Source organism: Chitinophagales bacterium, assembly GCA_019638515.1.
Taxonomy (GTDB): Bacteria; Bacteroidota; Bacteroidia; order Chitinophagales; family LD1; genus UBA7692.
In genome coordinates, this window is sequence record JAHBTS010000004.1 from 214,137 (window position 1) to 227,647 (window position 13,511).

General features: G+C 40.1%; 12 protein-coding genes. 3 read left to right on the forward strand and 9 right to left on the reverse strand.

What is annotated here, in order from left to right; genetic code table 11:
- Positions 1-80: 80 nt before the first annotated feature.
- Both KF872_09215 and KF872_09220 read left to right on the forward strand, forming a co-directional pair.
- Positions 81-455, forward strand: a complete 375-nt coding sequence (locus KF872_09215; GenBank protein MBX2903723.1) for a nuclear transport factor 2 family protein — start codon at positions 81-83, stop codon at positions 453-455.
- Between the two features lie 85 nt (positions 456-540).
- Positions 541-1,398 (forward strand): zinc metallopeptidase, encoded by an 858-nt coding sequence (locus tag KF872_09220; protein ID MBX2903724.1) that lies wholly within the window; start codon positions 541-543, stop codon positions 1,396-1,398.
- A 19-nt stretch (positions 1,399-1,417) separates the two neighbouring features.
- Here KF872_09220 and KF872_09225 read toward each other — a convergent pair whose 3' ends face one another.
- The 8 genes from KF872_09225 to KF872_09260 form a co-directional block, all read right to left on the reverse strand.
- Positions 1,418-3,511 carry a ComEC/Rec2 family competence protein gene (locus tag KF872_09225; protein MBX2903725.1) on the reverse strand — a complete coding sequence of 698 codons (2,094 nt, stop codon included), beginning with the start codon at positions 3,509-3,511 and terminating at the stop codon, positions 1,418-1,420.
- Positions 3,512-3,728: 217 nt separating this feature from the next.
- Complete coding sequence (locus tag KF872_09230) at positions 3,729-4,742, reverse strand: T9SS type A sorting domain-containing protein (GenBank protein ID MBX2903726.1); 1,014 nt, start codon at positions 4,740-4,742, stop codon at positions 3,729-3,731.
- An 88-nt stretch (positions 4,743-4,830) separates the two neighbouring features.
- Positions 4,831-6,963, reverse strand: coding sequence for a carbohydrate-binding domain-containing protein (locus tag KF872_09235; GenBank protein MBX2903727.1), 2,133 nt, complete (start codon positions 6,961-6,963; stop codon positions 4,831-4,833).
- On the reverse strand, positions 6,960-7,469 hold the full coding sequence (locus tag KF872_09240) for a T9SS type A sorting domain-containing protein (protein ID MBX2903728.1): 510 nt from the start codon (positions 7,467-7,469) through the stop codon (positions 6,960-6,962). The genes KF872_09235 and KF872_09240 overlap by 4 nt, the downstream gene beginning before the upstream one ends.
- Positions 7,470-7,566: 97 nt before the next feature.
- Positions 7,567-8,262 carry a response regulator transcription factor gene (locus tag KF872_09245; GenBank protein MBX2903729.1) on the reverse strand — a complete coding sequence of 232 codons (696 nt, stop codon included), beginning with the start codon at positions 8,260-8,262 and terminating at the stop codon, positions 7,567-7,569.
- A complete protein-coding gene (locus tag KF872_09250) occupies positions 8,262-9,365 on the reverse strand; it encodes a histidine kinase (GenBank protein ID MBX2903730.1) in 1,104 nt (367 codons plus the stop codon). The genes KF872_09245 and KF872_09250 overlap by 1 nt, the downstream gene beginning before the upstream one ends.
- 304 nt (positions 9,366-9,669) lie before the next feature.
- Positions 9,670-10,404 (reverse strand): hypothetical protein, encoded by a 735-nt coding sequence (locus tag KF872_09255; GenBank protein ID MBX2903731.1) that lies wholly within the window; start codon positions 10,402-10,404, stop codon positions 9,670-9,672.
- Positions 10,405-10,498: 94 nt separating this feature from the next.
- Positions 10,499-11,491 carry a PhoH family protein gene (locus KF872_09260; protein MBX2903732.1) on the reverse strand — a complete coding sequence of 331 codons (993 nt, stop codon included), beginning with the start codon at positions 11,489-11,491 and terminating at the stop codon, positions 10,499-10,501.
- Positions 11,492-11,660: 169 nt separating this feature from the next.
- Here KF872_09260 and KF872_09265 point away from each other — a divergent pair, with 169 nt between their 5' ends.
- Positions 11,661-12,443 carry an SAM-dependent chlorinase/fluorinase gene (locus KF872_09265; GenBank protein MBX2903733.1) on the forward strand — a complete coding sequence of 261 codons (783 nt, stop codon included), beginning with the start codon at positions 11,661-11,663 and terminating at the stop codon, positions 12,441-12,443.
- Positions 12,444-12,446: 3 nt separating this feature from the next.
- Here the strand turns inward: KF872_09265 and KF872_09270 are convergent, their stop codons facing one another.
- Positions 12,447-13,463 carry a hypothetical protein gene (locus tag KF872_09270; protein ID MBX2903734.1) on the reverse strand — a complete coding sequence of 339 codons (1,017 nt, stop codon included), beginning with the start codon at positions 13,461-13,463 and terminating at the stop codon, positions 12,447-12,449.
- Between the last annotated feature and the right edge of the window lie 48 nt (positions 13,464-13,511).

Here is a 13,511-nt window from a genome sequence, read left to right on the forward strand (position 1 = left end):
GCTATGCTGTTTATTTTTATACATCCACGCAGTTGTTTTTTAGGCAACTCCTAAATACTTTTCCATTAAAATACAAAAGCATGAGTATTTCATCATCCACAGCAGCAAGCTTTGCACACGAATGGATTGCCGCTTGGAATAAACACGATATAGACGCTATTCTTTCGCACTACACAGATAATGTGTTGTTTTATTCTCCTTTTATACCGCTGCTTAAATTCAACGATACAGGCGTAATTACTTCTAAGGAAGATTTAAAAAAGTACTTTGAAATCGGATTGAAAAATTTCCCGGATTTGTACTTCGATTTACATGAATATTTCGTGGGAATAAATACGGTGGTGCTATACTATACCTCTGTGAATGGCAGAAAAGCACTTGAAGTTTTTGAGCTAAACGAAGCAGGAAAAGCAACAAAAGTATATTGCAATTATGCCGAAAGTAAAACGGTGTAAACTTCACGCATGGCGCAAGATAATGGCTTGCCATTTTTTTGTATTTATATTCTGATATTTTTGAAACAAACAAAATGTAATTTGTATGCAATGGAGAGGCAGACGCGAAAGTTCTAATGTAGAAGACCTGCGTGGCGGAGGAGGAAGGAAACGCGGTATGGCGTTGGGCGGAGTTGGCACTATACTGGTAGTGGTTATTGCATTGCTCATGGGTAAAAACCCAATGCAGCTTTTACAGGCAGTGGGCGGGAACACTGCCATTACCACCGAGCAAACAGCTCCGGCTACCCCGCAACCGGATGATGAAGCCGCTTCGTTTGTGAAAGTAGTATTAGCCGATAACGAAGATGTGTGGAATAAGATGTTTAAAGAAGCCGGCAGTACTTACCGTGAGCCAACACTAGTGCTTTTTCGCGAAGGAGTAGAAAGCGCCTGCGGCTCTGCCTCTTCGGCAATGGGACCTTTTTATTGCTCCGGAGATGAAAAAATTTACATAGACCTTTCTTTTTACGATGAATTAAAAAGCAGGTTCGCTGCTCCGGGCGATTTTGCAATGGCTTATGTGGTAGCACACGAAGTGGGGCACCATGTGCAGCACCTTTTAGGCATTAGCGATAAAGTACACGCCATGCGTGAAAAACTGAGTGAAGCGGAATACAATAAAATGTCGGTGAAGCTGGAATTGCAAGCCGATTTTTTGGCCGGAGTTTGGGCACACCATGCCCAGCAAATGAAGCAAGTACTAGAAACGGGCGATATTGAAGAAGCACTCAATGCTGCCAATGCCATTGGCGATGATAAGCTGCAAAAGGAAGCACAAGGTTATGTGGTGCCCGATGCATTTACACATGGCACATCTAAGCAGCGCATGTACTGGTTCAAAAAAGGTTTTGAAACCGGAGATATAAAGCAGGGCGACACTTTTGCTGCCGGAGCAATATAGTTTTTATCATAAAAACGGACTACCATTCGTGTGCGCCATCTTTTGCCACATCGTAAAAGGCAATTGCATGTTGCGCTGCTGCTTGCTTCCATTTTTTAACCTTAAAAGATTTGTTGCCGGCATCGGCTACTATTAGTTTAGGTGTGTACTGCTGTAATATTTCATTCATATATATTTTTGCATTGCCCGAAAGTATAAGCACATCTGTTTTGAAAGTGGAAGCGGGCATGGCTCCGGCAACAGGCGCGTGCAGCATTACAAACCGCTGCCTGTTACACTCCACAACATAACCGTTTTTTAAAGCATAAAAATTAGGATGCTCCGCAATATGCCGCACACGGTTTATGCCCAATTTCCACCAGTGGTGTTTTATGTTAAACAACATGGCGCTTTCGTTGTGTAGCAGTGTAGAATCAAAATCTATAAATGCGGTAGTGCCTCGTATGGCTGCAAAAGCCCGCTTTCCTTTTACCGAATAGCAAATGGTTTTTTCTTGCTTCTGTTGTGCCCAATATTCGTATCCATTCCACAAAGAAAGCAGGAGGAAAATAAGCAGCAGCCAGCGCAAGGGCTTTGCTTTAATTACAATAATAAGGCTGCTGCAAAGCAAAACGGCAATGTAAATAAGCAGTAGCTCTACGGCAGAAATACTAATGCCTTCCATAATAGAGTATGGAATTTTTTCAAGCAAAAAGATAAACTTATTTAGCGCAAAAGTGAGCCAGTAAAAGAACTTGCCAACCCAATACTGCAAGGTTTCAAAAGGGCTTAAAACAAACAGTAAAATACCGGAATGAATAAGCAGCCAACCTGCCGGAATTACTAAAAGATTGCTTACTAAAAACAAGTTGGGAAACTGGTGAAAGTAATACAGGCCAAGCGGAAAGGTAGTTGCCTGCGCAGCAATAGAAACAGCTGTTACCTCCCAAATACTTTGTGCCCATTTATTGTTGAATGAAAACCACGATACAATTTTGGGATGCAAATACACAATGCCTATTACTGCCAAGTAACTCAGTTTAAAACCAACCTCGGTCATAATAAAAGGATTTATGAGCATAAGCAGCAATGCCGAAGCCCCAATGATGTTAAACATGTTGGGTTGGCGGCTACATTGTTTTCCAACAGCCATCATACTAAACATGGCGGCCGATCGCAGCACCGAAGGGCTTAACCCTGTTAAGCAGGCATACATCCAAATAAGCACAACAATTACAACGGTTTGCAGTAGGCGGCTTCTTTTTGTTTTGTTTAAAAAGAACAGCATTCTACTCAATACAATATACACCATACCAACATGCAACCCGCTAACAGAAAGCACATGCAGTGCTCCCGAAGCGGCATACGCCTGTGTAATTTCGGGTGTAATAAAATCGTTGTAACCCAACATTAACGCGCTTGCCACACCCAGTTCGTTTTTGGTGCTAACATGTTTGCTTATTTGGTTAAAAAGTTGCTGGCGAAATTGATATACATACCTAAAGAAAGCATTGCCGGCATTGCCTTTTAGCAGTTGCCAGCCACTATTGGACAAGAAGGTTTGGTGGTAAACATTTTGAAAACTCATAAACTCCTTGTAATTGAACTGTTCGGGGTTTTTAGGAGCTTCTATTGCTTGAAACGAAGCAGGAAGCAATAGAATGCTGCCATACTGTAATTGGTTGCTCTGCTCATTTTTTAAGAAAGAAACCAAGAGCTTTCCTTTGGCAGCTTGTGCGTATCCCGAAGCGTTAACCACTTGCTTTACCGAAACAATTACACGCCAACTTTTTTCTTTACCTACCGGAGGCTTATCTACTATAGCGAGCAAAAAATGCTGCGGCTGTGCTTTTGCGCTAAAGTGTGCAGGCGAAAGTATTTCGGTGTGGGCAAACGTGAGTAAGTAAGCAGAAGCCCCCACCAATAAAATGGCACTTGTGCCGGGTAAGTACAGTGCTGCTTGGCGCAACCATAATTTTTTAAACCATATAAAAACAACCATAGGCAGCCAAGCCAATAGCCAACAGACTAAGGCTATTTTCCAATGGGCAGGAAAGAGAATATGGCATGCAATACCTGTAATAAAAATTAGGGTGAGCCGTATTGCCGGAAATTTGCTCCAAGGGTTGAGCATAGGCGATAGTTAAGGGTGTGAACTTCACCGAATGTAAGGTTTAAAAATGGAAAGCGGAAATTTCATTGCTCAATACTTATTTCATAACAGTAGCTTGGTTGTGGTATTCGGCAGCTTTTTGTGTGGAATGAAATAAAAAAAGCCAACTGTAAAAGTTGGCTTTAAAAAAACACTCTTAAAGGAAGAATAGAGCGTTTTCTGTTGGGCAAAATTATTGCTATCGGCTGGCTGTCATCATTTTGCTATCTATAAAAGTACCATTGCTGTTTTTAACGGTAATCTGGTAAATATAGTTGCCGGAAGAAAGCCCTAAAGACTGCATGTTTAGTTCAATTTTGTGTTCTCCGGCAGCAAGGTTGTTTTGTTGAATAGTTGCTACTTTTTGCCCTTGTAAATCGAAAAGCTCTAAGGTTAAATCAGCAGGTTGAATCAAACTTACCGGAATGGTTGTTTGCCCGGTATATGGATTGGGTGAATTTTGCCCAAGCAAAAAGTATTTGGCGTTTTCTTTTTCCAGATGTCCCACACCAACAGTTCCGTTTCCTTTCACTGTAACTTCTAAATAGCTATCATAACCACCGGTGGTTTGGTTGGGGGTTAGTGTTGCCATTTGATAAGTATAGCCATCAGAGAAAATATTGTCGGTAGCAAGGGTCATTGGATCTGTACCGTTGGTGTAAAGATTAGAGTTGGCTGTGTAAATAGCTTGTTTGGTGGCCACATCAAAGGTGAGTTGCGAAATGGCAGCATAAGAAGAACTTACATACACTTGAAAGTGAATGTGGCAAATTCTACCAGTGTACCAACCAGGGAAGATGGTTACAAAATCAACCTCGCCATTGGCATCGGTGTATTGGTATCCTCGCAGATATGTTAAACCTGCTTGCCCCTGATTGTTGTTTTGGCTATAACCGGAGTAGAGTCCATCTTTATCGCAGTGCCAAATATTTACACGCAGGTTTTCCATAGGTAAGCAGTTTCCGTTGCCAATAATTTTTAGTTTAAGGTTGAGCTGCACACCTGTTTTATTTTCTCGAATATCTTGCCGAAAAAAAGCAGTATTTGCGGTTAGGTCGAGCGGAAATGGGCCTGCGGTTTCTGTGGGAATGAGTGTGCAACTATCGGTACTACTCTCTTGTTTGGCTTCTGCAATCATTTTGCCGAATGGCACTAAGGAAACAGCTCCGAGTAGCCCGGTAGCTTTGATGAAGTTTCTGCGATTGTTTTTCATTTTCAATGGTGTTTATTATTTGTGATGGACAATACTTTTTAAGGTAAAGAGAGCGCTACTTGTAAGTTTTGTTTTACACAATTAATGGCTATAGGTTTACAGTAGTATATTTGGAACTTACGGTAAATGTTTGGCTTGAGCCGCCCGAATAGGTAGCTCCGGTGTAGTAACCGTTAAAGTTTGCGCCACCGCTTATTGTGCCGCCATATTGAATAGTGTAAGTTCCATTCACAAAGGCAGGGTCGCTAAACAGCATTACAATCTTGTTGTTACCTCCGCCACCACCGCCACCTGAGAGTGTTGGAAGGGCATAAATTAGCACAACCTGATTGGCTGCGTTTTTAATGCAGATATTTTGGTTAGGTGTAATTGAAAGTTTAAGTGAATTTTGAGTGGATACGTTTGTGGTGGGGTTGCTGGTATTTCCTCCGGTACCAACCATTGTGCCGCCCAACACTTTAAAGGTATTGTTGTCGCAGTCGAATCCTTCTTCGGGCCCTCCGGCTCCTTTTGAAATAGTTAATCCACCTGAAACAACAAGAGTGCCGTTGCAATCTAAGCCATCGTTGCCGCGTGCGGTTAAGGAGTGTGTGCCTCCGGAAACTTCAATGTGTGTTGCGGCATTGATGCAATCGTCATAGGTTGTTGCAGTAATTTGCCCACCTTTAACGAATAAGCTGTCTTTGCTTTCTAAGCCTTCGCCACCTTCGGTGCTTTGTGTACAGTTAGCGTTAATAATGCCGCTGTTAACGGTTAGGTTTCCATCGGCTTTAATTGCTTTTGGATTGGCATAATCGGCATTTTGGCCAGAGCCTGAAACCAAAAATCTGTTTCCGGAAGTGGTTACGCTTAGGTTTAGTAAAGTATCGTTTGCGCCTTGGTTTCCAATAGTAATTGTTCCGTCTGAAGAAACTCCTTTTCCGGCAGTGCCGGAGCTGGAGCAAACAATTTTTCCGGCTAATAATGAAATGCCTGTATCGGCACTAATGCAGGTGGCTCCATAACTATCGGTAATTGCATTTTCGTTGGTGTAGGTGGCTCCGTTTCCGGCAGTAGATATGTTGATATTTCCACCATTTACAACAATGTTTCTATCGGCCGAAATTCCTTTTCCGCCAGCATTGGATGCTGGGCATTGTATGGTTAAATCGCCTCCGTTGATAATTACATCTACATCGCTTTTTATTCCCGTGCAGTAGGAAGGGTCGTACCCGCTACCAGATGCTTCTAATACTACGGTTCCCGAAGCGGTTAAGGATATTTCACCTCCGTTAATAGTGGTGCTATTGCTTGTTTTTATGGCTTTTGATTGTTCTCCCGAAACGGTAATGTTGGTGGTGCCGTTATTTATGGTAGCGGTTGTTGCTTTTAATCCTTTGATATCTTTTGAGGCGGCAACAATAGTTAAGTTGCCATTATTTAGTTCAATGGTTTTGGAAGCATCAACGCCATCGCCTATTGGTGTAATGGTAATGGTACCGCCATTTTGTATGTAATCATTTACGTGAATACCATCAGAAGCTGCTTGAGCAATATTTAAAATGCCGGATTCAACAATTAGAGTATCATCTACTGCAATGGCGTGTTTTTTGTAACCATTTACATTTAGCGTTCCGCTTCCCGCAATGGTTAAATTGCCTGTTGCATACAAAGCACCATTTGTTGATGCGGTAGTTGAATCGTTAAGTGTATTTATGGTTCCTGCAGATAAAAACATTTCACTTACGGTAGAGCCAAGTAATGCTATGGCTGCACCTCCCGGATTGGTAATGGAGGCATGGCTCATAATTAACCTAACAGATTGTGCACTGGTTAATTTCAAAGAGCCATTGGCGGTTGTTCCTAAAATGTTGTACTTTAAATTGGCGGTTGAATAAGTAGATGTAGCCGTTACATGCCCCGCACTGTCTGTAATGGTTACTCCGGCAGCAGAAAATGGATTGATGATGGTTGCTTGCGAACCGTGATAGATAATGTAAATTTCAGAATCAACATTATTAGTGAATGTTATACTGTCGATTCCTACAATAGGCAATTCAAACATTCCGGTGTTTGGATAGAAAGATGAGTTGCTGTTTGCCAGTTTTAAACTATCTATATTGTCAACTTGCTGCTGGTAAATAAGGTTGTTGCTATTGTGAACGCGCAAGACGTTTTGCGCCTTACCTTTTATTGCCACTAGGGTAAATATAAGAGGTAAAAACAGGAGTGCTTTTCTCATTGTTTCATTAGTTTAAATGATTGTTTATTGATAACTACCACATAAATGCCTGTGGTTAAATAAGAAATATCTACTTGGTTGCCGCTGGCGTAAGTGCCGCGGGCTACTTGTGCGCCATTGGTGTTGTAAATGCGAACATCTAAATTTTTACCACCGGAAGATTCTATTTTAAAATAGTTGCTGGCAGGATTAGGTAAAATACTAATGGCTTCATTGTTGGCAGTAACCTTGTTTATTCCTGTTGTAGTGCCATCGCCATCAAAAGTGATTTTTCTAATATCTGCAATCGGAATGGTGGTTTGCGCAGCAACATTGGTGGTGTTGATGATTAAGTTGTTGCTGTCGAACCAAATTTTTCCGGAGGAGTCAATCAAATAGTTTTGCTCCGTTTGGTTGAAAAAGGTAACTTTTACAGCCGTTTGTCCGCTTGCAAATTTTACAGCGAACAGTAAGAGCAAGGAGGCTGCGAAACCTTTGCTCCTAACAAGGTTTAGAAATAATAGCATGTTTGGTACTAAATTTTAATTGAATTTCAACGAAGATATTTTGCAGGCAGCAAGAAGTTGCATAAGTGCGAAGAATGGCTGCTTTTCTGCGAAGTATTTATTTTGGAAGAAAACGCAGTGCAAAATCTTCTTTATAGTTGGTGCCTATTGGTATTTCTCTATTGGCTATAAACAACGTATGTCTATGAACCTTTTTAATGTGTTTTAGCGCTACAATAAAAGAGCGATGCACTCGCATAAATTCTTTTTGCGGAAGCTTTTCAATTATACTCTTGAGCGACATGCGCGTAGTTATTTTCTCTTTTTCGCTCAAATAGATGTTTAGATAATCTGCAAAAGATTCGATAAGCAAAATACTAGCAATGGGAATTTTGTGTAGGCTGTATTCTGAACGAACATAAATGTTTTGAATGTCGGTGGTTTCTTTATTAAGTTGGTAGTTATTAAAGTCGTTTGCTTTGTTTACGGCAACCAAAAAGCGTTCGTAAGAGAAAGGTTTTAGTAGATAGTCTATGGCGTTTAGGTTAAAGCCCTCAATAGCATATTGGCTGTGTGCGGTAGTAAAAATTACCATCAATTCCTGCTCTAGCGATTTGTATAAATCTATACCGGAAAGCTTAGGCATTTGAATATCTAAAAACAATAAATCGACAGAAAAATTACGGAGGTATTTTTGAGCATCGCCTACTTTACTAAAAGTTTTTTCCAACGAAATTAAATCTGTTTGTGCGCAGAATGTTTGCAACAATTCCAGTGGCAGAGGTTCGTCATCTATAGCAATGGCTTTAAGCATTAGAAGAGGAGTTTGAGCGTTACATCAAAAGAATGGTCGGTTTCTGAAATGTGCAAGTTGTGTTTGTTTGGATAAAGTAAATTCAAACGGTTTTTTGCGTTTGCAATACCTAAGCCGGACTTACCAATGGTATCATTATTTACAACAACTTTATTGTTGTGTATGTCCATAGTTAAGGCATCTTCGGTAATGTCTATTTTAATTTGTATTTCGGAATTGTCATCGGGATTTACTCCGTGCTTAAAGGCATTTTCAACAAATGGAATAAGCAACATGGGCGCAATTTGTTTGTGCGAAGTGTTGCCCGAAACTACATAAGATAACTGTACGTTGCTGGTTAAGCGCAGTTTTTGTAAATCTATAAAATCATTAAGGCATGCAATTTCTTTTTCTAATGGAATGCTGTTTCGGTTGGTTTCTGTAATTACATAGCGCATTAAACCCGATAGTTTTAATAAAGCTGTTGATGCATTTTGAGCATTTTCTTTTATGCTAAGGGTGTAAATACTGTTGAGTGCGTTAAACAAAAAGTGTGGATTTATTTGTGCCAACAAGTAGTTGATTTCGGCTTCTTGCTTAGCGTTTTCTGTTTTGTAATAGCGATGGCTTATCTGTAACAGCAACGAGAAAAGAACAATGGAGGCAAAAAGGAAAAAGATTTGATCATTTTCAGTAAAGAAAAATTGCGCACGAGTAAGTGGCGACTGTTGCATTGGATGCCCGTTGTTAAACTCAAAAGGAGGCATAGGATTATGGTGCATTGCCGGAGGGCGGTTGCCGCTTTGGTGTGGTGGCGCGGACGATAGTTGAGATGCAAATACATTGGAGAGAAATAAAATGCCGATAAGGCAAGCAAACACCACAAGGAAGTAACGTAGATGCTTTTTAGCAAGATAGAAACGAGGTATAAGAAAAAAGTAGTTGAAGTAGAAAAAGGAAAGGATTAAAACATTCGCAAAAATATTTTTTAGAATTTCTCTCGATAGAATAAACTGATTGATACTATCCGGCCTTACAGGTAGAATAATTGGTTGAAGCAAAAACAAAGTGCCTAAAACAAGCTGCAACCATAGCAGTTTGTTTTTTTCGGCTGTTTGAAGCATAAAGCACAATGTAACCCAATTAAACAAATAGATATTGCAATATGAGAAGTATTGCTTAAAAACTGCGAAGAATAAAAGATTTGCAACGGCTGTTAGAACTAGACTTACAGTGTGCTATACTTGAACTTTCCTGCAGTTATCATAAATGTAGAAGATTGACCATAATGACATTCTGTAACTCATATTTTGCTCATTTGTAGCTGCGCGAGTTTTTTACTTTTTACCAATTACAGGTGTTTTCCATTGGTTGTTTTGGAGTCAAATTTTTTTCAAACAAAGCAGAAGCATTATATGTGGGCATTGTTTAGCTGGTTTCGTGTTTTATTGAAACATAAATTGAATAGAGAGTTTTGTTATCAACGCTTATTTTATGTGCTTCAATATCTTTATCACCCCAAATTTTTTCGGCTTTAATGGCGTTTAGAAATTTGCCATAATCTTTGTAGTTCTCTTTCCCTATTTGTTCATCGTAACTATCGGTTTTGAATACAATAACTAGCAAAACAGATATGTCTGCACTCTCACTAGTTGTTCCAACAGTAGCATAAAGGAATTGATAGCGTAAATTCCAATGTGTAGCTTTTAGCGGCTTAAAATTTCTTTGTAATAATTTCTCAATTCGTTGCGGTGCATTGGTGGAAATGTCATTTAGTTGTTTCGTTTTTGCCACTATAAATGCATCAGAAACTCTGTCGCCAAAGCGCTCATCAACTTTGGCTTCTAGGCCGATAAAAAGAGTTTCGTTTGTTGCTTCAACTTTGCCCCAAATCCCTAAATCGTGTTCGCGACCGTGTCCAAATTCATCAAACCGAACTTCCCATTCAGGTATTGCTTTTTCTAGAACAACATTCTTTCCAATTATCTTTGATACTATAGCTGTAATTGTAGCTGCACCATTGTTGTTCATCACAAATTCGGCCAAAGAATAGGCACTTCGCCCCTTTTTCCAATGCTGTTCTTTTTGGGTGCCTTTAAAAAATTTTTCCTCCCAATCTTTAATGTTGTTGATGGGGGTTTTGTTGTAGTCTGTAACTTTCATGATGGTTTTTTTTGCATGGCGGCCAACTTTTAAACCAACAAAAGGCGTATTGTTTAATACTTACAATGGTGACAAAACGAAGAGTTTTGCAGCACTACTCTTCCAAGTTTTTCAATATTTCGTCTGCTTCTTTTTTGTGGTCGTTTAGTTGGTCGTAGGCTTTAATAATTTCTTTTACCAAGCGGTGGCGTACCACATCTTCTTCATTAAGTCTAATAAAAGCAATGCCTTCTATTTGGCGAAGAATTTTGGTGGCAGTATGCAGGCCGCTGTGTTGTGTTTTAGGCAAATCTATTTGCGTTGGGTCGCCAGTAATAATACACTTACTGCTGGCTCCAATACGCGTTAAAAACATTTTTAATTGCGGGTTGGTACAGTTTTGGGCTTCATCTAATAGAATAAAAGCATGGTCGAGTGTTCTGCCGCGCATAAAGGCAAGTGGCGCCACTTCAATAATTCTATTTTCCATGTAGTACTTCAACTTATCTGCCGGAATCATATCTTCCAAAGCATCGTACAGCGGGCGCAAATAGGGGTCAATTTTTTCTTTTAAATCACCCGGTAAAAAACCAAGGTTTTCTCCGGCTTCTACGGCAGGGCGGGTGAGTATAATTTTCTTCACGCTTTTTTCTTTGAGCGCTCTTACAGCAAGTGCTACGGCTGTATATGTTTTTCCGGTACCGGCAGGGCCAATGGCAAAAAGCACATCGTTCTTTTCGCTTTCTTTCACCATTATTCTTTGGTTTTCGGTGCGGGCGCGCACTATTAAACCATTGTTGCCATATACAATAACATTGTTTTGTTCTTTGGTGGCACTGGTGTTTATGGCGGCTCCTTCAGATTGCATAATCTTTTCTATGCTTTCTTCGTTTAGCTTGCCGTAGCGCTCAATAGAGGCTATCATTTGCGATATTTTTTCTTTGAAATTTTGAAGCTCTTCTTCGGTGCCTTCTGCTTTAATACTGTTGCCTCTACTAACCATTCTAATGGTTGGGAAAGATTTTTTTATGAAGTTAAACTTAGCATTGTTTACGCCAAAAAAATCTATGGGGTCAATCCCTTCTATTTGTAGTGTAAGTTCAGTCAATGTAATGAGCGTTTAGTTTAGCCGAATGTAAAACCATTTTTTGGCGAAACACTATGTACACAATAGTTTTTAATCCACACCTTTATCCACTAAAGCCTTTTGCTGTGCTCGAAAAGAAAAAATTTATTTGTTGCAGAAAGCAGACTTCATAAATAAGAACGGCAGCAACATGTCTGTTATTACCATTACGAGCGATTTAGGAACAAGCGACTATTATTTGGCTGCGCTGAAAGGCGCAATAATAAAGGCGTGTGGTAATGTGCCGTTGGTAGATGTAAATTGCAATATAAAGCCATTCGATATTCGGCAGGCGGCATACAATATACGCGAAGCACATAGTTACTTTCCCGATGGCACCATACACGTGGTGCATGTAAGTCCGGGATTTTCTAAAGCCAAAATTTTGCTTGCAAAGTATCGCCAGCAATTTTTTATAGCATTCGATAATGGCTTGCTGGCATTGCTGCCCAAGGAATTTTCCGAAGAAGTATATGTGTTGAAGAATGAATTTATGAAGCGTTCAGATTTCTTTTTTGCCGAAAGTGTGTCGCTGCTTGTAAGCCACATAGCAGCAGGTAAACCACTCAATCTTATTGCAGAAGCATATTCGGATTTTAAACGCAAAAACTTAGCACCACCTGCCATTACCAATAGTGGTTTAAAAGGTGCTGTAATAGCTATTGATCATTTTGGAAATGCCGTTACCAATATTGATAAGAATACCTTTTATGAATATGTAGAGAAAAGCAATTTCGAGATTGCCATTAGCCAAGTGCGTATTAAAGAAATTTCGCTGTACTATAAGAGCGTAACCGAAGGCGATTTGGTGGCAATGTTTAACAGTGCGGGCTATTTAGAAATTGCCATCAACAAAGGCAAGGCAAATACCTTACTGGGTATTTCGGTAGATAATAGTGTGCTGGTATCGCGCGTAACGGCACAGCCTTTTTAATGCTTACTTTTGTGGCGGAAAAAAGTCTTGATACTTCCGCAATAATTTTCCAAAAACATATACTTGTGCAATGGCAAAATCTTTTCCATTAGCAAGTGCAAAAAATCTATCTACATCGGCTAAAATATCGTTGCCGTGCTCATCGAATAAGCGCTTGCTGCGCCTATTTATAGGCATATAGTATAGTTTTACTTCGGTGGCGTTTCCGGTTTTGTCTTTTAGCGTAAGAATAGAAAATGGTGTTTCTTTCAGTGTAGATTCGCGTTCTTGATTTTCGTTGTCGAATGCTTCAAAATAAATGCTTTCGTACATGGCGCAGTAGCTGTATAAAAGCGATTGGTTGGCTGCTTCTGTTTCACCATTTGCATTGTAGAGCACAAACGAATCGGCAACAGCAGCAATAGAAAACGATTGCATGGGCGATGCCGGATATTGAACAGAAATTGATGCAATGTTTTGTGGCGATGTACCAAAAATTTTGCGGTCGCGCCAGGTTTCTTCTTTCATTTCAAAGGCTGGTGTAAGGTAGCCTCTTATGCCGGGTACGCGTACAATATGTGGTCGCGATGCAAGTTTTCCATTCACATCTAAAATCATGTAAGTGCCTTGTCCATCGAGTGTGCTGCCGCCTACATAAAAAATCTTTTTGGGCGAAGCGCCTCCGGTAAATACTTGCACCTGAATACTTTTTGCAAGCATTTCGCGCAATACGTTTTCGTAGGCTGCTTTGCCCACGGGCGCTTGCGATTCTTGTTTTGAAAGAATGTTTAACAGGGTTTCTATAAGATCGGGGCGTGCATTAAAGCGGTTGTTTACCATCCAACCGTTTTTCTTTTTTTCTAAAGTTATGGTGTGTTTTTGCTCATCGTTCAACACTATTTTTGTAATAGAAGCAGCGTTGGCAACTTTAAATGCAGCTTCGCGTTTGTTGATGGTGCTTTCGTCTTCGTTCCACAGGTAAAATGCGGCAATGCCTCCAAGTACTAGAATTACGATAAGATGCGGCAAAAATTTTTTCATTCAAAAACAGTTGTGTGAAAGGCTGGCAAAATTAGCAAGCAAATTCAA

Bases quoted from the DNA above. Each gene is read 5' to 3' on its own strand.
- KF872_09245 (MBX2903729.1), bottom strand. From the start codon at position 8,262: ATGCTTAAAGCCATTGCTATAGATGACGAACCTCTGCCACTGGAATTG.
- KF872_09265 (MBX2903733.1), top strand. From the start codon at position 11,661: ATGTCTGTTATTACCATTACGAGCGATTTAGGAACAAGCGACTATTAT.
- KF872_09250 (MBX2903730.1), bottom strand. From the start codon at position 9,365: ATGCTTCAAACAGCCGAAAAAAACAAACTGCTATGGTTGCAGCTTGTT.
- KF872_09215 (MBX2903723.1), top strand. From the start codon at position 81: ATGAGTATTTCATCATCCACAGCAGCAAGCTTTGCACACGAATGGATT.
- KF872_09230 (MBX2903726.1), bottom strand. From the start codon at position 4,742: ATGAAAAACAATCGCAGAAACTTCATCAAAGCTACCGGGCTACTCGGA.
- KF872_09225 (MBX2903725.1), bottom strand. From the start codon at position 3,511: ATGCTCAACCCTTGGAGCAAATTTCCGGCAATACGGCTCACCCTAATT.
- KF872_09220 (MBX2903724.1), top strand. From the start codon at position 541: ATGCAATGGAGAGGCAGACGCGAAAGTTCTAATGTAGAAGACCTGCGT.
- KF872_09270 (MBX2903734.1), bottom strand. From the start codon at position 13,463: ATGAAAAAATTTTTGCCGCATCTTATCGTAATTCTAGTACTTGGAGGC.
- KF872_09240 (MBX2903728.1), bottom strand. From the start codon at position 7,469: ATGCTATTATTTCTAAACCTTGTTAGGAGCAAAGGTTTCGCAGCCTCC.
- KF872_09255 (MBX2903731.1), bottom strand. From the start codon at position 10,404: ATGAAAGTTACAGACTACAACAAAACCCCCATCAACAACATTAAAGAT.
- KF872_09235 (MBX2903727.1), bottom strand. From the start codon at position 6,963: ATGAGAAAAGCACTCCTGTTTTTACCTCTTATATTTACCCTAGTGGCA.